We start from the raw sequence: 17,772 nt of genomic DNA, 5'->3' as shown, positions 1-17,772 counted from the left end.
GACGGTTGCGCGCGCTGCGAAGGCGGAGAACCCGCCGGGCCCCCGACCGCCCGCCGCCGCGTACGGCCGAGGCGGCCGCTTTCGGGCATACCGGACGCCCCCGCCGAGTGTGACAGGTCGCACCGGTGACCGATGAACCGCGGGTGCGGTGTGTGCGTGGAGCCACGGTCCGACTACCGCCTGGGTCCGGCGCCGCCTGCGGAGCCGACCGAAGTGCGGCCTCCCGTGGACAACACTGTTGGCCTGGGAATTCTCCTAGAGAAAAGATCAAGATCCGATAAACATCGGACAAAGCCGACCGCAGGGCGGGGAGCCGCGCGGCCGCCGTCCGACCTGACTCCGGCCCACCCTCCGGGTGGCACCGCCCGCCCTACTGTATGTGCGGCGGCAGCCAGAAACCGACGACGGCTCCGCCGTCCGGACGGTTGCTCGCGAGCACGCGGCCGCCGTGGGCCGCGACGATGTCGTGGACCATCGACAGCCCCAGACCCGATCCGGGCATGCCGCGCGCCGAGGGCGCGCGGTAGAACCGCTCGAAGATGTGGGACAGCTCCTGCTCGTCGATGCCGGGACCGCGGTCGCGGACCTCGACCCGTCCCTCGCGTACGACGATCTCGATGGGCGCCTCGCCCTCGGGATCGAACTTCGCGGCGTTCTCCACCGGGTTGGACAGCGCCCGCTCCAAAGCGCCCGGCCGGCCGTGGACCACGGTGTCGTCGGCGTCGACGGTGACCTCGCGCCCCGTGCGCCGGCTGGTGCGCGCCGCCACCCGCTCGGCCAGCTCGCGCAGTCCCACGTCGGCGGGCTCCTCGTCCTCGCGGCTCTCGGTGGCCAGCTCCACCAGCTCGTCGACCAGGTCGGCCAGCTCCCGTGTCTCGCCCTGGAGGTCCTCGACGAGCTGACGGCGCCCCTCGGGCGGCAGCTCCTCGAAGCGCCGCATCACGCTGACGTTGGTGCGCAGGCTCGTCAGCGGCGTGCGCAGCTCGTGGGAGGCGTTCTGCACCAGGCGCCGCTGCTCCTCCTTCGCCCCGGCCAACCGGGCCAGCATCGCGCTGAACGCGCTGCCCAGCCGGTTGACCTCGTCGCCCGAGTGCTGCGGGCCGCTCCAGCCGCCGCCGGGCACCGGATAGTCCAGCCGACCGGTGGTGCTGACGTACTCGGCCGCCTCGGTCAGCCGGACCAGGCGCCCGGTGACGCGCCGGCCGATCAGCCAGCCGGCCGCCCCCGCGCCGATGAGCACCGCCACCCCGACGCCCAGCAACTGGGTGGCGAGCCGGTCCAGCATGTCCTCGGTGGGGGAGAGCCGCTGGCCGACCTGGATCGCGCCGCCGCCACTCCCGAAGGACACCGTGGCGATGCGGTACTCCTCGCCCTCGGCGCTGTCCTGGCGGGTGTGCACCACGCCGGCCTCCTGCGCCGCCGCGATCTCGTGGTCCTCGGGGGTGACCGGCAGCAGGCGGACCCGCTCCCCGCCGCGCACCTGCACCTGCACCCCGCCGTCGGGGGAGATGAGCTGGAAGGTGAACGACTCCGAGTGCAGCACCGCCGGTGTGCCGTCACCGTCGAACGGATCCAGGGGCGGGCCGCGCAGGTCCTGCACGAGGCTCTGCACCGTGGTCTCGAACTCCTGCTGCTCGTCGGCGCGGATGAGGAACGCCGCCGTGTTGTAGGCGAGGGAGCCCACCAGCGCGATCACCACGGCCGCCACCAGCGCGAACGACACGGCGAACCGGGTACCCAGCCGCCAGTCGCGCATCGGGGGGATGCGGCCCCGCAGCCGGGAGAGGGCGTCGGGCATCACCGGCTCACCTCGCCCCCTGCGGGCGGACGGTGTAGCCCACGCCCCGCACCGTATGGATGAGCTGCGGCGTCCCCTGCGGCTCCAGCTTGCGGCGCAGATAGCTGATGTAGACCGCGAGGTTCTTCGACTCGGGGCCGAAGTCGTAACCCCAGATGCGGTCGTAGATGGTCGAGTGGTCCAGGACGATCCCGGCGTTGCGCATGAGCAGCTCCAGCAGGTCGAACTCCGTCTTGGACAGCTCGACCTCCTGCCCGCTGCGCCACACCCGGCGCGAACCGGGGTCCAGCCGCAGGTCGCCCACCTGCAGCGGCGGTTCGGCGACGCCGTTCTCGTCGGTGGGGGCCGCGCGGCGCAGCAGCGCCCGCAGCCGCGCGAGCAGCTCCTCCAGCTCGAAGGGCTTGGGCAGGTAGTCGTCGGCGCCCGCGTCGAGGCCGGCCACCCGGTCGGAGGTCTCCACCCGGGCCGTCAGCATCAGGATCGGCGTGCGGTCGCCCTCCTTGCGCAGGACCCGGCAGACGCCCAGCCCGTCGACGCCGGGCATCATCACGTCGAGCACCAGCAGGTCCACCGGCTCGCTGTGCACCTCGGCCAGCGCTTCGACGCCGTCGGCCGCGGTGCGCACCTCATAGCCCTCCAGGCGCAGGGCCCGATCCAGGGAGTCGCGGATGGCCCGGTCGTCGTCGGCGATGAGGACGCTGCTGGGTCGGCTCATGGTCCCCATGGTGGCCCACGCGGGTTAGCCGCTGGTAAGAGAACCGGAGGCGGGTCGAAACGGCGTGGGGTGTTCCCGCGGGTGTGCGGGGCGCTTTGAGACGCCGCCTTCCCTCCTCGGGGGCTCAGGACCGGCGTGCCGCCGCCCACATCGCGGCCGTGGCGACCACTCCGCAGACCAGCAGGGTCACGCCGGAGAGCACGCCGCTGACCAGGGGGATGAGTGGCACCAGGGAGACGGCGGCCAGGGCGAAGCCCGCGACGCCCAGGAGCGTCAGCACCGCGCCGGGAACGAGGATGCGCGCGTCCTTCCAGACCCGTGCCAGCACGATGAAGTGCAGGCCCACGACGATCGCGATCCAGGCGACGTTGGTCTCGACGGGCGCGTCGAACACGCGGATGGCGCGGAGCCCGCCGATGATCAGCACCGCCTCGGTCAGGACGACGCCCAGAAACCCCCGGCCGAACATGGGCGGCCGCCGGCTTGTCCCGGGGCGGTTCGGCTTCGGAGCGGTCGAGGCGCCGGCGGGCGCGGTGCTTCGAGCGGCCAGGAGGCCCAGCACCGCCGTCGCCGCCAGGGCGGCCACCGCCGCGATGCGAGCGGCCGGCACCAGCTCCGCGGGCATCGGGTCGCCGGCGTTGACGAATACGAACACGGTGCCGAAGACCGAAGCGATCAGTACGCCCGCGAGCTGCTGCTTCACTGCCGAGGTCGCCGCCTTTTCATCGTTGGTGGGCGTCTGCGTTACCAAGCCGCGGATTCTCAGCCGTCGTCGCGGCCGCCGGTTTCGCGGCCGTTTCTCGGGGAGTCGGAGCCCCCGCCACCGCCCTTGCCGGCCTGCTGGAAGGCGAGACCGAAGGCGATGCCGATACCGATGCCGATCCCCACACCCGCGGCGATGTTGTCCATGGAGACGCCCAGTGCGACGCCGACCGCCACTCCCAGAACCAGCCCCGAGAGGGCGGATGCGTTCCACTTCATCGGCGTCGGCCTCCTTGTCGTATGCGACTGTGAGCGGTGCCGCTACCCACTCCGACGGGCGGCGCCACGCGGCCGTTCCCTCGCCTGCGCGTTGGGCGCCCCGCGCGCATCGCCGTGCCTTTACAGGTCCGTCTCCCACACCTGTGCGGTGAGGTCCCGGCCGAAGGCCCGCTCCGGCTCCGAGGAGACCAGGCGGAACCCCGCGGCCTGGTAGAGGCGGCGCGCGTCGGCCAGCACGGAGTAGGTGGACAGCACCATGGCGCGGTAGCCGGCCGAGCGGGCGAAGTCCAGGCACCGCTCGATCAGCGCCGTGCCGACGCCGCGGCCGCGCGCGCCGGGCTCGACCAGGAACAGCCGCAGCCGCGCGGTCCGCTCGTCCTCGCGGGAGCAGGCGATGCATCCTGCGCGGGCACCATCGGCCTCGGCGATCCAAAGCGCCTGGCCGGGCCGGTCGCTCGGCAGCCCGTAGTCGGCGACCAGGCGCGCCACCCACGCCTCGAACGCGGAGTCCCAGCCGTACTCGGCCGCGTAGAGTGCGCCGTGGCGCTCGACGACCCAGCCCAGGTCGCCGGGACGGGGTTCGCGCAGTACCGGGCCGGGCGGCGGAGCGGTCGCCGCCGGCGCCGCCTCCTGACCGTCGGCGGCGCGCGCCTCCGGAGCGTCGAAGAGCCGGCGCACGGTGGCCATGGCGTCGATGAGCCGGCTCCGCTCGGCGGCGGAGAGGTGCGAGACGAGGGCCGTGACCTGTTCGTTCGCACGGTCGTCCAGCGTCTGCGCCGCCCGCCGGCCCTCCTCGGTCAGCTCCACGATCTGCCTGCGCCCGTCCTCGGGAGAGGGGGAGCGGCCGATGAGCCCGTTGCGCTGGAGCCGGCTCAGCACGCGGCTGAGCTGCCCGGCGTCCATGTCCAGTTCGCGGCGCAGGTCCAGCGCCCGCACGGAGGCGCGGTGCCGCAGTTCGTACAGGATGCGGACCTCGGTCAGCGACCAGGGCGAGTCGAGCAGGCCGGGTTTGAGGACCCCGACGCGGCGGGTGAAGAAGCGGTTGAACGCGCGGATGGCGGAGACGTCTTCGGGCGGGATGCGGCTGGCGGATTCGGGCGTGCTCATGGTGTCCCCCACGGCCGTGCCGCTCCGGGCGCCCCCCGACCTGCGCTCGGAGCAGGAATGTTTGACTTAGACAAACAATTTACCGCGAGAACGGCCGATGCGGGAGGGGAACGGGCGAATCTGCCGGGCCGTGTTTAAGAGCGGCGGGCGCCGTAGGAACCCACCGGGAAGCCCCGGGGCGGCCACCATCGTTGTTGCGGCAATGGGCGCGGTTCGCGAAGCGCGGACGCAGCTTGCCGCCGAGCGCACGCAGTTCTTCCCCGGTGGAGCCGCACCACCGGTGGCGGGCCTCCGGTGCAAGGGTGCGCCGTGCGCTCGGCGGCAAGCCGGCTCTGAACAGGTACGTGGCGCGCAGCGCCTCCGTTGGGGCGGTGGCGGGTGACGGGCACGATGAGCTCGTGGCGCGTCAGCGCCTCCGTTAGGGGCGGTGGCGGGTGACGGGTGGGATTCGCGCATCTCAGCCCCATTGCCGCAGCCGCTGTGGTGACCGGCTGTCTTAAACAGGACGTAGCCGTCAGCCCCCGGCTCCGGACCCGGGACTGCGCCGCAGCCCGGCCGCCCGGCCCTTGCCCGCCACGGCCAGGGCCATCTTGCGCGACGCCTCGTCCAGCATCTCCTCGCCGAGCATGACCGCGCCCCGCCGCTCCACCGTCGTGGCGTGCTCGTAGGCCTCCAGAATCCGCTCGGCGTGGTCGTAGTCCTCCTGGCTGGGCGTGTAGACCTCGTTGGCGGCCTCCACCTGGAGCGGGTGCAGCACCCACTTGCCGTCGAAGCCGAGGGCGGCCGTGCGCCCCGCCGAGCGGCGGAACGCGTCGACGTCGCGGATCTGCAGGTAGGGGCCGTCGATCGCCTGAAGGCCGTTGGCGCGTGCGGCCAGCAGGATCCGCATCAGGATGTAGTGGTAGGCGTCGCCCGCGTCGTAGCCCGGCGGCTGCTCGCCGACCACCAGGGTGCGCATGTTGACCGACGCCATGAAGTCGGCGGGCCCGTAGACCAGGCTCTCCAGGCGCGGCGAGGCCGCCGCGATCTCGTCGGCGCGCGTGGCGCCGCGGGCATCCTCGATCTGGGCCTCGATCCCGATCCGGCCGGGTTGGAGCCCGTTGGCGGCCTCTATCTGGGTGAGCAGCGTGTCCAACCAGCGCACCTGGTCGGGACCGGTGACCTTGGGCAGTACCAGGCAGTCCAGCTCGGCGCCGGCGCCTTCCACGACCTCGATGACGTCGCGGTAGGTCCAGGGGGTCTCCAGGTCGTTCACCCGCACCGTGCGCACCTTGGCGCCCCAGCCGCCGGCGTTGAGCGCGGCGACGGCGCCGGCTCGGGCCGCCGCCTTCTCGGCCGGGGCCACGGCGTCCTCCAGGTCCAGGAAGAAGGCGTCGACCTCCAGGCCGCGCGCCTTCTCGATGAACCGCGGATTGGACGCCGGCACGGCCAGCACCGAGCGGCGCGACCGGGATGCCACCGCACTCATACAACCTCCCCTACCTCGACCGGACGACGGCGCTCCTTGGGCCCGCGGCAGCGGCGAGCTGCGAGGATCACCGCGGGCCATCTTTGCAAACGTCCACCCGTCACCCCCCGCCGCCCCGACGGTGACGCTGCGCGTCGCGTGCTCTCCCCGTGTCGCCCACCGCTGCCCCATGTCCGGGGTTAAGAAGCCGGTCACCACAGGAGGCTGCGGCAATGGGCGCGCTTCGCGTAGCGCGGTCGCAGCTTGCCGCCGAGCGCACGGCGCACCTTTGCACTGGAGGCCCGCCACCGGTGGTGCGGCTCCACCTCGAAAGAACCGCGTGCGCTCGGCGGCAAGCTGGCGCACAGCGCTTCGCGCAATCCAGCCCCATTGCCGCAGCCCCGATGGTGGCCGCCCCGGGTGGTGCCCTGTGGGTTCCTGGAAAGCGGCGCCCCGCCGTTCTTATACACGGACCAACGGTGACGTCGGCTTACCACGCCCCCGGCGGGGAAGACCGCGCACCCTCGGATCGTTGAAGACCTGCGGAAAGCCGGTGCACTCGAACGGCCGGGGATCCGTCAAACAGTGCATAGAGTGCGAAACGGACACGATTGAACGCAGAGCCGCGGCGCGACGGGCGGGGCGCCGCGGCCGGTGAGGGAGGGCGACGATGGACGGGCACGGCGAGCAGGCGGTCGGCGTCTCCACCAGCTCGCACTGGGGCGCCTACGACGTCCTGGTGTCGGGCGGGCGCGTCGTGGGCGTGCGTGCCGACGACCCCGACGCCGCGCCGCTCAGCGGCAACGTGCCCGACGCCCAGCACCACGCCACCCGCGTCGCCGCCCCGGCGGTGCGGCGGCGCTGGCTGGAGAACGGTCCCGGCTCCGACAGCCTGCGCGGCGCCCCCGGCGACGAATACGTGGAGCTGGACTGGGACACGGTGCTGGACCTCCTCGCCGCGGAGTTCGACCGCGTCCGCAGCGAGCACGGCAACGCCGCCATTTACGGGGGCTCCTACGGCTGGGCCAGCGCCGGCCGGTTCCACCACTCCCAGAGCCAGATCCACCGGTTCCTCAACACCATCGGCGGCTACACCCGCTCCCGCAACACCTACAGCCACGCCTGCGTCGAGGTCCTGCTGCCCCACGTGATGGGCCTGGGCGGCACCGCCGACCTGCTCGAACGCGCACCCACCTGGGATGCCGTCGCCCGCCACACCGACCTGATCGTCACCTTCGGCGGGTTGCGGCTGTCCAACACCTGGAACACCTCGGGCGGGCGGGCGCGCCAGAGCGCAGCCGCGGGCATGCGCGCCGCCGCCGAGAAGGGCGTGCAGACGGTTTCCATCAGTCCGCTGCGCGACGACACCGTCGACGAGATGGGCGCCCAATGGCTGCCGGCCGACCCCGGCACCGACACCGCGATCCAGCTCGCCCTCATCCACACCCTGTTCGACGAGGGACTGGCCGACTTCGACTTCCTCGACCGCTACACGGTCGGCGCCGACGTCCTGCGCCGCTACGTGCGGGGCGAGCACGACGGCGTCGCCAAGACCCCGGAATGGGCCGAGGGCCTGTGCCGCCTGCCCGCCGCGACGCTGCGCGACCTCGCCCGGCGCATGGCCGGCGGGCGCACGCTGGTCAACGTCGGCTGGTCGGTGCAGCGCACCCGCTTCGGCGAGCAGCCGCTGTGGGGCGGGGTGGCCCTGGCCGCGTGCCTGGGCCAGATCGGGCTGCCCGGCGGCGGGTTCGCCACCGGCTACGGGTCCACGGGCAACTACGCGGGCGGGTCCACCCCCTCGGGGCTGCCGCGCTTCCCCCAGGGGATCAACCCGGTGGACTCCGCCATCCCCGTCGCCCGGGTCGCCGACATGCTGCTGAACCCCGGCGAACCCTACGACTACAACGGCCGGCGCCACGCCTACCCCGACATCCGCCTGGTCGCCTGGTCCGGCGGCAACCCCTTCCACCACCATCAGGACCTCGCCCGGCTGACGCGCGCCTTCTCCCGGCCCGAGACCGTGCTGGTCGTCGAGACCCACTGGACGGCCACGGCCCGGCACGCCGACATCGTGCTGCCCTCCACCACCTCGCTGGAGCGCGACGACATCGGCGCCAGCCAGGGCGACCTGCGGGTGCGCGCCATGCCGCGCGCGGTCCCCGCCCACGGTTCCGCCCGCGACGAGTACGACGTCTACGCCGACCTGGCCGAGCGCCTGGGCGTGCGCGGGGAGTTCACCGAGGGCCGCACCTCGGCCCAATGGCTGCGGCACATGTACCGGCAGTGGCGCAACCGGTACCGCACCCCGCTGCCCGACTTCGACGCCTTCTGGGCCGCCGGCGGCGTGGACATCCCCGACCGCGTCGAGGACACCACCCTCTTCGGCGACTTCCGCGCCGACCCCGGCGCCCACCCGCTCGGCACGCCCAGCGGCCGGATCGAACTGTACTCGCAGACCATCGCCTCCTTCGGCTACGACGACTGCCCCGGCCACCCGGCGTGGCTGCCCGGTCCCGAGCGCATCGGAGGCGAGCGGGCGCGCCGGTGGCCGCTGCTGCTCATCGCCAACCAGCCGCGCGGCAGGCTGCACAGCCAGCAGGACATGGGCGCCTACAGCCGTTCGCAGAAGGTCGCCGACCGGGCGCGGCTGCGCATGCACCCCGACGACGCGCGGGCGCGCGGCATCGCCGACGGCGACGTCGTCCGGGTGCGCAACGACCGCGGCAGCCTGCTGGCGGGCGTGGAGACCAGCACCGCCGTGCGGCCCGACGTCGTGCAGCTCTCCACCGGCGCCTGGTACGACCCGTCCTCGTCCGAGGCGACCTGCGTCCACGGCAACCCCAACGTGCTCACCGCCGACACCGGCTCCTCGGCGCTGAGCCAGGGCACCACCGGCCAGCACGTCCTGGTCGAGGTGGCCCGCTACGAGGGCGAGCCGCCGCCGGTCCGCGCTTTCGAGCCGCCTCGGCTGGGCGCTCCCTGGATCCGGCGGTGACACGGCCCCACGGTCGGCGGTCCGGGGCCCACTTCCACCCGAACGGGGGATAGGTTAGCCTTTACTAAGTTTGAGTGGATTCGCGGACCCGACCGGAGGAACAGTGCCGCCCCTGCACACGCGCCGCACGGCCGCCCCCGCCGGTGGAGCGCGATGAGCCTGGAACGGCCCTCCGCCCCCGCGCTGCTCGGGGAGGACGCCGACACCGCCGACTCCGCGGTCGCCGCCCAGGAGCTCGATCACCGCACCAGTGCCACCGCGCGCACCCACGCCCTGCGCAGCGCCGGCCTGGTCGTGCTGCTCGCCCTGCTGGCCGGGTGCGCGGTGCTCAGCATCGCCGTCGGGGCCAAGGCCATCCCGCTTGGCACCGTGGTCGACGCGCTGCTCAACCCCGACGGCAGCTACAACTCCAGCGTCGTGTGGGAACTGCGCATGCCGCGCACCGTGCTCGGCGTCTTCGTCGGCGCGGCGCTCGGCCTGGCCGGAGCGCTCATGCAGGCCCTCACCCGCAACCCCATCGCCGAGCCCGGCATCCTCGGCATCAACTCCGGCGCCGCCGCCGCGGTGGTCACCGCGATCTTCGTCTTCGGCATGACGGGCCCCAGCGCCTACGTCTGGTTCGGGTTCATCGGCGCCGCGATCGCCGCCGTGCTCGTCTACGCGCTGGGCTCGCGCGGCCGCAGCGGCGCCACACCGGTGCGCCTGGCGCTGGCCGGTACCGCGCTGGCCGCGGTCCTGCAGGGCTTCGTCTACGGCATCACCGTCCTCGACGAGTTCGTCTTCGACCAGATCCGCTTCTGGCAGGTCGGCTCCCTCGTCGGCCGCGACCTGGAGATCTTCCTGCGCATCTGGCCCTTCCTCACCGCCGGCATCCTGCTGGCCGTGACGCTGGGCCCCGCGCTGAACGCCGTCGCCCTGGGCGAGGACCTCGCCGCGGCCCTCGGCGCCCGCGTCAACCGCACCCGCGCGCTGGTGGCGCTGGCGATCGTGCTGCTGTGCGGCGGCGCCACCGCCGCGGCCGGCCCCATCTGGTTCGTCGGCCTGATCGTGCCCCACCTCGCGCGCACGTTCACCGGTCCCGACCAGCGGTGGGTGCTGCCCTACTCCGCCGCCATCGGGGCGGTGCTGCTGACGCTGGCCGACACCGCGGGTCGCGTCATCACATCCGGCGGGGAGCTGGAGGTCGGCATCGTCACCGCGCTGATCGGCGCTCCCGTGTTCATCTTCCTCGTGCGGCGGAGAAGGATGGCCCAGCTATGACGCTCACCCCCGCGCGCTCCGGCACGAGTCCCGGCGCGCCGGCCGCGGGCGCTCCCGCGCCCGGCGGCGGGCGCGGCACCCGCTCGGCCCGCGTCCTGCGCCTGGCGGGCGGCCGCCTCAGCTTCGCGGTGCGCCCGCGGACGGCCGCCGTCTACGGCGCGCTGCTCGCCGCCACGGCCGCGGTCTTCGCCGTGTCGCTGTCGGTGGGCGAGTACACGATCCCGCTGCCGCGCGTGCTGTGGGCGCTGGCCGGCCAGGGCGAGCGGCTCGACCTGTTCTTCGTCCGCGACGTCCGGCTGCCGCGCGCCTGGGTGGCGGTGCTCGTGGGCGCGGGCCTGGGCGTCGCCGGCGGCGTGTTCCAGAGCATCTCGCGCAACCCGCTGGGCAGCCCCGACATCATCGGGTTCACCGGCGGGGCCTCCACCGGCGCGGTCGCGGTCATCCTCGTGCTCGGCGGCAGCATGGTGCAGGTCTCCATCGGCGCCATGGTCGGGGGCGTCGCCACCGCCGTGCTCGTCTACCTGCTCGCGCTCAAGCAGGGCGTGCAGGGCTACCGGCTCGTCCTGGTCGGGATCGGCATCAACGCGCTGCTGCTGGCGGTGCGCGACTACCTGATCACCCGGGCCGAGCTCACCGAGGCGATGACCGCCCACATCTGGATGATCGGCAGCCTCAACGCGAGCGGCTGGGGCGAGGTGATCGCGGTGGCGAGCGCCATGGCCGTGCTCCTGCCGGTCATCCTCGCCCTGGGGCCGCGGCTGCGCCTGATGGAGATGGGCGAGCAGGCGGCGCGCGGCCTGGGCGTGCCCGTCCAAGGCACCCAGGTCACGGCCATGCTCGCGGCGAGCGCGCTGACCGGTGCGGCCATCGCCGTCTCGGGCCCCATCGCCTTCATCGCCCTGGCCGCGCCCCAACTCGTCCGCCGCCTGGCCCGCACCGACGGCACCGCGCTGTTCGGCGCCGCCCTCATGGGCGCCCTGCTGCTTGCGGCGGCCGACCTGGCCGCCCAGCACGCGCTCGCGCCAACCCAGCTTCCGGTGGGCGTGGTCACCGCGGTCATCGGCGGGAGCTACCTGGTCTGGGTGCTATACCGGGAATGGCGCACCGGACATGCCTGATTCCGGCTACGCGACGCACCAAGGAGACACGATGCCCGAACCGTCCCGGCTGTGGGGAGAGGACCTCACCCTGGCCTACGACCAGAGCGTGGTCTCCCGCGACCTGCAGATCACCATTCCGGACAACTCCTTCACGGTGATCGTCGGGCCCAACGCCTGCGGCAAGTCGACTCTGCTGCGCGCGCTGTCGCGGATGCTCAAGCCCAGCACCGGCGCGGTGCACCTGGACGGGCGGCTGATCGGCTCCTACCCCTCCAAGGAGGTCGCGCGGCGCCTGGGGCTGCTGCCGCAGTCCTCCATCGCCCCCGACGGGATCACCGTCGCCGACCTGGTCGCGCGCGGGCGCTATCCGCACCAGAAGTTCCTCAAGCAGTGGTCGCGCGCCGACGAGAAGGTCATCAACGAGGCCATGGAGGCGACGGGGGTCCTGGATCTGGCCGGGCGCATGGTCGACGAGCTGTCGGGCGGGCAGCGTCAGCGGGTGTGGCTGGCCATGGTGCTGGCCCAGCAGACCCCGCTGCTGCTCCTCGACGAGCCCACGACCTACCTGGACATCGCCCACCAGATGGACGTGCTCGACCTGTGCGCCGAACTGCACCACGATCGGGCCTACACGCTGGTCGCGGTGCTGCACGACCTCAACCACGCCTGCCGGTACGCCACCCATCTCATCGCGATGAAGGACGGCCGGGTCGCCGCGGAGGGCGACCCCGCCGACATCGTCACCGAGGAGCTGGTGGAGGAGGTGTTCGGCATGCCGGTGCGCGTCATCCCCGACCCCGAGACGGGCACTCCGCTGGTCGTCCCCGTGGACCGCGGCGGCCGCATCGCCCGCCGCGCGGGTGCGGGAGGAGCGCAGTGGGGCGCCGCCGAGGGCGAGGAGGCCCGCAGCGCGTAGGACCGAGCGCCGGCGACCCGCGAGCCTTCGCCGGAGAATGCGTCCGGGGACGATGGCCGCGGGCCGGCGAAGCCGCGCGCTGATCCTCCGGCGGACATGCATCGGGGCGGAGCGCCCGATCCGGTTCCGCCCCCGGCCTCACTTCAGCCGCACGATGTCCACGCGCTCCGGCGCGCCGACGGCGCCGCGGTAGCAGGCGCCGAGGACGACGCGGTACGCCGGGTCCGACCACTCGTCCGCCACGACGGGCGGCATGCGGCACGTCCATTCCCCGACCTCGGCGACATGGCCCGCCAACCGGAGTTCGGCTTCGGGGATCGCGATGAACTCCTCCACCACGGGGCGGACCTCGGAGCAGGCCATGTCGGCGCGGGTCGGCACCAGAAAGGCGCGCCGCGCCTCCGCTCCGACGTCCGCGGTGCCGCAGACGCGGTTGTCGAGGCCCTCGAAGCCGGAGTACTCCCAGGTGTGCTCGATCCCCCCGACCGTGTAGGAGAACCGGAGGGGGCGGCCGTCGGCGGCCGTCCAGATGTCGAAGGGGGCGGAGACCGGTTCCTGCTCCTGCGCCTCGCCGAACTCGTGGAGGTAGGCGTTGGGCAGGTAGTCGAAGGAGCCGCTGACGTGCAGCGCGTCGGTCCCGTTCAGGTTCCCCTCGATCCGCTGGTCCACCCGCATCGACGTGTGGAGCTGATCGAGAGGGGCCTGCACCGCGGCGGGGTCGGTGACCGTGTCGGCGTATTCGGTCGACAGGTGGTGCAAGCTGTATTCGCCTTCGACACCGCCCCCGTACTCGCGGTAGATCATGCGGTCGCGGGAGATGTCCCCGTGCGCCGGCCGGTAGATCCAGTCGCTGCTTCCCGGAGCGGGGTCCTCGGTGTCGCCCATGAGGGTGACGGCCATGTAGTGCCGCTGCCCGTCCAGATTGGCCTTCACGTACTCCCTGCGCACCGGGATCCGGGGGCCGCCGCCGGAGAGGTCCTCGACCGCCCGGTAGGTCGGGGCGTCCTTCAGGGCTCCCACGGCGCGGGCGATCTCCTGCTTGGCCGAACCGAAGGGGGACGTGGGCGACTCGCTCGGCGCCGCCTGCGGCTCGCCGACGAAGGAGGCGGCGGCGACGAAGCTCCCGGCGCCGATGACGATCACCGCGGCCATACTCGCCGCCGTCACCACCGCGGTCGCCCGCGCCCCCGCCGGCGCGGTGGCGGGCGCGCCCGCGGGGCGGTCGCCCTCCGGCGCGCCGCCGGAACCGCCTGGGTGGGCCGGAGCGTCGGCGGGCGCCTCCTGCCGCGCGGCGGGGTCGGCGTCTCCGCCGCGCTCGGAGCCGACGCCGTCCCAGCCGGTCGCGAGGATCGCGCGCAGCCGATCGGCGAGGTCGCGGGTGGGGACCTGGGAGGTGTCGTCGGTGGAGGCGAAGGCCACCAGCCCCCGGTAGGCGCTCTCGGCGGTCGGCCGGGCGCCGGGCTCGGGAGCCAGGGCCAGCTTCACCAGCGGGACCAGTTCGGTGGGGATGCCGTCGAGATCGGGACCGGTCTCGCGGGCGCGGCGGCGCATCTCGGCGGTGGTGGATGCGCCACCGGTCGCGAAGGGGTGCCGCCCCGTCGCCGCGTAGGCGACGAGGCAGCCCCACGAGAACACGTCGCCGGGCGCGGCCGGCTCCGCGCCGTCGGCGGCCTCGGGGCTCGCCCACTCGGTGGCAGCGGCAGGCCGCGGGGCCGGGGCGAAGGCCGATCCGCCCGCACCGCCGACGGCGTCCAGGCCCAGGATCCGCGGCCCGTCGGGCGCCAGGACGACGTCGTCGGGCGAGATGGTGCCATACGCCAGCCCCGTCGGTTCGACGGCCGCGAGCGCCTCGGCCGTGCCGGCGGCCAGCGCGAAGAGGGCCTCGTGCGGCAGCGGCCCGTGGAGCTCGACCCGGGAGCGCAGCGTCGGCCCCGAAGGAAAGCCCGTGGCGATCCACGGTCTCTCGGCGTCGGAGTCGGCGGCCAGGACGGGCGTGGCGCAGACGCCCGCCACGTTGCGCAGGGCCGCGAGCCGGCGGGTGAAGGAGGAGCGGAACCATGAGTCGGCGGCGGTGCGCTCCCCGGCCACGCGTACGGCGACGGGGGCGCCGTGGGCGTCGAGCGCCTCGTAGAGGACGCCGGTCTCGTCCTCGGCCAGTCGGCCCGCGAGGGTGTAGGGGCCGATCGCCCCGGGGTCGTCGGCGGCCGGCTGTCGCGGGTGCGGGGAATCGGGCACGTCACCGGGCTCGGACTGCGCGCTCATGCTCTGCTTCTTTCTGCTCACAGACCGGCGTGCGGCCTGCTGCGGGGTTGCCCGGCGCCGCCGGCATGGACCGCGTGCTGCTCGCCGCGGCGGCGGGAACCCGCATCGGGGGTGGGGTGCGGTGGCCCGCGCGGAGACGCGGCTCCACGAGGGCAGGGGGAGCGGTACCGCGGCACCGCCGCAGGCGGTGCTCGGGCCGTGGGGGAGTCCGGTGCCGCCGCCGGCTGAGGATCCGCGCGCAGGTGATCGCGCAGGGGGTGCGGCTGTTCCGGCGGCCGATCCGCCCGCCGGCGGCTACGAGGGGAGCACCGGGGATTCCCTCCGGGGCAGCGTATTCGCTAACGCACACGCTCGGCGACCCCGGCCCCCGGTTCCGTGATCGCCCCTACCCCGCCGCAGACGGCGCCGCAGTCGGCGGCGGAGCCGGCAAGCGCCGCTCACGTGCGCGTTCGGGCCTGCGGTGAATCGCGCGGGGGGACGCGGGCGGATGCGGAATCGGGCCGGAACCGGCGGCAGGATCCGAGGCGGCGGGCGGAGCGCGGTCACCGGCGGGGCATGCGGGAACCGCGGCGCCTACCGCTCGCGCCAGCCGGCCTGCCAGGCGGCGAGTGCCGCCTCGACCCTGTTGCGCACACCCAGGCGCGCGAACAGCGCCGTGGTGTAGCCCTTGACCGTCGTCTCGGTCACCCGCAGGTCGCCGGCGATCTCGGCGTTGGACCGTCCGGCGGCGATCCCCCGCAGGACCGCCTGCTCGCGCGGGGGGAGGCCCGCCAGCCTGCCCTGCGCCGACTCCCGGTCCGCGTCGTCGTGCTGCCTGCTGCGGAGGTCGGAGACCACCATCGCGGCCACGCTGGGCGACAGGCAGGTGCCTCCGGCGGCGACGGCGCGGACGCCCTGCAGCAGCTCGTAGGGGTCGCCGGACTTGAGCAGGAAGCCGTTGGCGTCCAAGGCGACGGCGCGCAGGACGTAGTCCCGCTCGCCGTAGGTCGTCAGGATCACCACGCGCTGGGCGGGATCGCGGCGCCGCAGCTCGGCCAGGGCCGCGAGCCCGTCGAGCACGGGCATGCGGATGTCCAGCAGGACCACGCCGATCCGGTGGCGAGCGAGGAGGCCGAGGACCTCGCGGCCGTCGGCGGCCTCCGCGGCCACCTCGATGCCGGGATCGGCCGCGAGGACGGTGCGCAGCCCCGCGCGCACGCCGGGCTCGTCGTCGGCGAGGAGGACCCGCACCGGCGCCGGGGTCACCACAGCGGCACCCTGCGCAGGTCGGTGATCTCGACCACCGAGGCGCCGTCGTGGCAGATCCGGAAACTGGCCAATCCCAGCGGGAAGTTGCCGTCGGTGAAGTGCACGCACCGCGCTCCGGGCGGTTCGGGAACGCCGACCGCGAACCGCATCGGAGCCTCGCGCGCCGGCAGCAGCGGCCGCACCCGGTCGTAGGGCTGCCCCGGCGAGATGCGCTGGAAGTCGGCGGTCTCCAGGGTGCTGCCGTGGGTCGCCCACAGGTGGAAGCCCGCTGTGAGTACAGCCATCACCAGGGTGGGCAGCAGCGCCCAGCGCAGCGTGGCGGCCAGGGGGCGGGGCCGCGGACCGGGCTCGTCTCCGGCTCCGGGCGCGGCGGTGGCCGGCTCCCCCAGCGGGAGTTCGGCGCGGACCAGGTGCCGGCCGTCGCGGTCGCCGGCCTCGAAGGCGCCGCCGATCGCCTCGACCCGGCGCCGGAGCCCCGCCAGCCCGGTGCCGCCGCCTCCGGGGGCGCCGCCGTCGCCGCCGTCGCCGCCCGCACCGGCGGAGACGGCGATCTCGGCGCGGTCGCCGCGGACGCGGATCCGCACCTCGGCCCGCGTCTGGGGCGCGTGCCGCAGGGCGTTGGTCAGGCCCTCCTGGACGACGCGGTGGGCGGTCAGGCGGACCGGTGCCGGAAGGCCGGCATCGGAGTCGCCGTGCAGTTCGACCTCCAGCCCGGCGCCGCGCGCCCGCGCGACCAGGGCCGGGATATCGGCCGCGGCGGGCGGGGAAGCGGAGGCGGCCGTGCGGTCGTCGCCCAGGAGCACGACGGTCTGGCGGAGCTGGAGGACCGCCCGCTGCGCGTCGGCCCGCAGCGCGGCCGCCTCCTCGGCCTCCGCGCCGCTGCTGTGCACCTGGACGGCCCCGGCCCGGATGGCGAGCAGGCTGAGCTCGTGGCCGATGAGGTCGTGCAGGTCCTCGGCGAGCCGGGCGCGCTCGCGCATCCGCTCGCTGCGGGCGTACTCGGCCCACTGGCGGCGCCGTATGCGCAGGTAGCGGTCCCACACGACGGCGAGCACCGCGCCCGCGACCAGCAGAGTCTGGACCAGCAGGGCCAGTACGGCGGCCCCGGTGGCCAGCCACCCGCCTAGCAGGGCCAGTTCGGCCGCCGCCAGGACGGCGGCGGCCCACGGGAGGAAACCGTCCCGCACACGCATGGACATCATCGTAGGCCGCCTCATGCGTCGCGGCGCTGGATCGTCCACAGGGCCAGGCCGAGCAGGACCGCAGCCCATGCCGCCACCACCAGCAGGCCGACCGGAGCGGTGTAGGGATCGCCGTCGCCCGAGAGGAGCGTCGACGCGGCCTCGCCGGGGAACCACCGGCTCGCGCCCGCGGGAAGCACGAGCGTGCCCAGGAGCAGGACGAACGCCGCCGACAGGGTCGCCGCGGCGCTGCGGAGCAGAGTGCCGACGGCGACGACGAGGACGCCGGCGACCGCCAGCAGGGCCGCGGAGCGCAGCGCGACCTCCAGGTAGGGGGCCGGCGGTTCCGCGAGGGCGTCGCCGAGGACCAGCCGCGCCACCAGCGCGGCGCCGGCTCCCGATACCGCGCCGACCGCGGCTCCGGAGGCGGCGGCGATCGCGCCCTTGGCGGCGACCACCGTGCCGCGATCGGGGCGGGCCCGCAGCGTGGAGCGGATCTCCCCGGTGGAGTACTCGGAGGTGACGAGCAGCATCGCGAAGGCCGCGAAGCCGACCTGGCCGAGAAGCAGCGCGGGGCCCACCGCGTCCATCAGCGGCATCGTCGCGCCTTCGGGGACCTCCCCGATGGAGGCGCCGTGCAGGAAGTCGTTGGCCAGGCTCGACGCCGTGGCCAGGACCAGCACCACCGTCGCCGCCAGGCAGATCCAGGGGGCGCGCACCGACCAGGTCTTGCCCCATTCGCTGTGCAGGGTGCGCAGCATG

General features: G+C 74.2%; 14 protein-coding genes. 4 read left to right on the top strand and 10 right to left on the bottom strand.

Features of this window, described 5'->3' with window-relative positions:
- Positions 1-370: 370 nt before the first annotated feature.
- The 6 genes from FZ103_RS22555 to FZ103_RS22530 form a co-directional block, all read right to left on the bottom strand.
- The gene (locus FZ103_RS22555) at positions 371-1,798 is read right to left on the bottom strand and encodes an ATP-binding protein (protein WP_156003971.1); all 1,428 of its coding nucleotides are present in this window, start codon (positions 1,796-1,798) and stop codon (positions 371-373) included.
- A gap of 7 nt (positions 1,799-1,805) precedes the next feature.
- Positions 1,806-2,513, bottom strand: coding sequence for a response regulator transcription factor (locus tag FZ103_RS22550; protein WP_156003969.1), 708 nt, complete (start codon positions 2,511-2,513; stop codon positions 1,806-1,808).
- A 124-nt stretch (positions 2,514-2,637) separates the two neighbouring features.
- Entirely contained in the window at positions 2,638-3,264 is a 627-nt protein-coding gene (locus FZ103_RS22545; RefSeq protein ID WP_222936835.1) for a hypothetical protein, read from the bottom strand.
- Positions 3,265-3,275: 11 nt separating this feature from the next.
- Positions 3,276-3,494: a hypothetical protein gene (locus tag FZ103_RS22540; RefSeq protein ID WP_156003967.1), complete on the bottom strand. Its 219-nt coding sequence runs from the start codon at positions 3,492-3,494 to the stop codon at positions 3,276-3,278.
- Positions 3,495-3,614: 120 nt separating this feature from the next.
- Positions 3,615-4,601: a helix-turn-helix domain-containing GNAT family N-acetyltransferase gene (locus FZ103_RS22535; RefSeq protein ID WP_156003965.1), complete on the bottom strand. Its 987-nt coding sequence runs from the start codon at positions 4,599-4,601 to the stop codon at positions 3,615-3,617.
- Positions 4,602-5,115: 514 nt separating this feature from the next.
- Positions 5,116-6,069 (bottom strand): CoA ester lyase, encoded by a 954-nt coding sequence (locus FZ103_RS22530; RefSeq protein WP_156003963.1) that lies wholly within the window; start codon positions 6,067-6,069, stop codon positions 5,116-5,118.
- A 649-nt stretch (positions 6,070-6,718) separates the two neighbouring features.
- On the opposite strand from FZ103_RS22530, the gene FZ103_RS22525 reads away from it, so the two are divergent.
- From FZ103_RS22525 to FZ103_RS22510, 4 genes are all read left to right on the top strand, one after another.
- The gene (locus FZ103_RS22525; RefSeq protein ID WP_156003961.1) at positions 6,719-9,043 is read left to right on the top strand and encodes a molybdopterin-dependent oxidoreductase; all 2,325 of its coding nucleotides are present in this window, start codon (positions 6,719-6,721) and stop codon (positions 9,041-9,043) included.
- Positions 9,044-9,196: 153 nt separating this feature from the next.
- A complete protein-coding gene (locus FZ103_RS22520) occupies positions 9,197-10,303 on the top strand; it encodes an iron ABC transporter permease (RefSeq protein ID WP_156003959.1) in 1,107 nt (368 codons plus the stop codon).
- The gene (locus FZ103_RS22515; RefSeq protein ID WP_156003957.1) at positions 10,300-11,421 is read left to right on the top strand and encodes an iron chelate uptake ABC transporter family permease subunit; all 1,122 of its coding nucleotides are present in this window, start codon (positions 10,300-10,302) and stop codon (positions 11,419-11,421) included. The genes FZ103_RS22520 and FZ103_RS22515 overlap by 4 nt, the downstream gene beginning before the upstream one ends.
- A 31-nt stretch (positions 11,422-11,452) precedes the next feature.
- Entirely contained in the window at positions 11,453-12,319 is an 867-nt protein-coding gene (locus tag FZ103_RS22510; protein ID WP_156003955.1) for an ABC transporter ATP-binding protein, read from the top strand.
- Positions 12,320-12,457: 138 nt separating this feature from the next.
- Here FZ103_RS22510 and FZ103_RS22505 read toward each other — a convergent pair whose 3' ends face one another.
- From FZ103_RS22505 to FZ103_RS22490, 4 genes are all read right to left on the bottom strand, one after another.
- Positions 12,458-14,581 (bottom strand): hypothetical protein, encoded by a 2,124-nt coding sequence (locus tag FZ103_RS22505; protein WP_156003953.1) that lies wholly within the window; start codon positions 14,579-14,581, stop codon positions 12,458-12,460.
- A gap of 573 nt (positions 14,582-15,154) precedes the next feature.
- Complete coding sequence (locus FZ103_RS22500) at positions 15,155-15,829, bottom strand: response regulator transcription factor (RefSeq protein WP_343233663.1); 675 nt, start codon at positions 15,827-15,829, stop codon at positions 15,155-15,157.
- Complete coding sequence (locus FZ103_RS22495; RefSeq protein ID WP_186356707.1) at positions 15,823-17,022, bottom strand: sensor histidine kinase; 1,200 nt, start codon at positions 17,020-17,022, stop codon at positions 15,823-15,825. The genes FZ103_RS22500 and FZ103_RS22495 overlap by 7 nt, the downstream gene beginning before the upstream one ends.
- A gap of 20 nt (positions 17,023-17,042) precedes the next feature.
- Complete coding sequence (locus tag FZ103_RS22490; protein WP_156003949.1) at positions 17,043-17,771, bottom strand: hypothetical protein; 729 nt, start codon at positions 17,769-17,771, stop codon at positions 17,043-17,045.
- Between the last annotated feature and the right edge of the window lies 1 nt (position 17,772).

The sequence above is a fragment of the Streptomonospora sp. PA3 genome, from assembly GCF_009728995.1.
In the GTDB taxonomy this organism is placed as follows: Bacteria; Actinomycetota; Actinomycetes; order Streptosporangiales; family Streptosporangiaceae; genus Streptomonospora.
This window is presented reverse-complemented; position numbering and strand designations above follow the sequence as displayed.

Excerpts from the sequence above, each read along its gene's own strand:
- FZ103_RS22555 (WP_156003971.1), bottom strand. The coding sequence starts at position 1,798 with ATGCCCGACGCCCTCTCCCGGCTGCGGGGCCGCATCCCCCCGATGCGC.
- FZ103_RS22550 (WP_156003969.1), bottom strand. The coding sequence starts at position 2,513 with ATGAGCCGACCCAGCAGCGTCCTCATCGCCGACGACGACCGGGCCATC.
- FZ103_RS22540 (WP_156003967.1), bottom strand. The coding sequence starts at position 3,494 with ATGAAGTGGAACGCATCCGCCCTCTCGGGGCTGGTTCTGGGAGTGGCG.
- FZ103_RS22535 (WP_156003965.1), bottom strand. The coding sequence starts at position 4,601 with ATGAGCACGCCCGAATCCGCCAGCCGCATCCCGCCCGAAGACGTCTCC.
- FZ103_RS22530 (WP_156003963.1), bottom strand. The coding sequence starts at position 6,069 with ATGAGTGCGGTGGCATCCCGGTCGCGCCGCTCGGTGCTGGCCGTGCCG.
- FZ103_RS22525 (WP_156003961.1), top strand. The coding sequence starts at position 6,719 with ATGGACGGGCACGGCGAGCAGGCGGTCGGCGTCTCCACCAGCTCGCAC.
- FZ103_RS22520 (WP_156003959.1), top strand. The coding sequence starts at position 9,197 with ATGAGCCTGGAACGGCCCTCCGCCCCCGCGCTGCTCGGGGAGGACGCC.
- FZ103_RS22515 (WP_156003957.1), top strand. The coding sequence starts at position 10,300 with ATGACGCTCACCCCCGCGCGCTCCGGCACGAGTCCCGGCGCGCCGGCC.
- FZ103_RS22510 (WP_156003955.1), top strand. The coding sequence starts at position 11,453 with ATGCCCGAACCGTCCCGGCTGTGGGGAGAGGACCTCACCCTGGCCTAC.
- FZ103_RS22505 (WP_156003953.1), bottom strand. The coding sequence starts at position 14,581 with ATGAGCGCGCAGTCCGAGCCCGGTGACGTGCCCGATTCCCCGCACCCG.
- FZ103_RS22495 (WP_186356707.1), bottom strand. The coding sequence starts at position 17,022 with ATGCGTGTGCGGGACGGTTTCCTCCCGTGGGCCGCCGCCGTCCTGGCG.
- FZ103_RS22490 (WP_156003949.1), bottom strand. The coding sequence starts at position 17,771 with ATGCTGCGCACCCTGCACAGCGAATGGGGCAAGACCTGGTCGGTGCGC.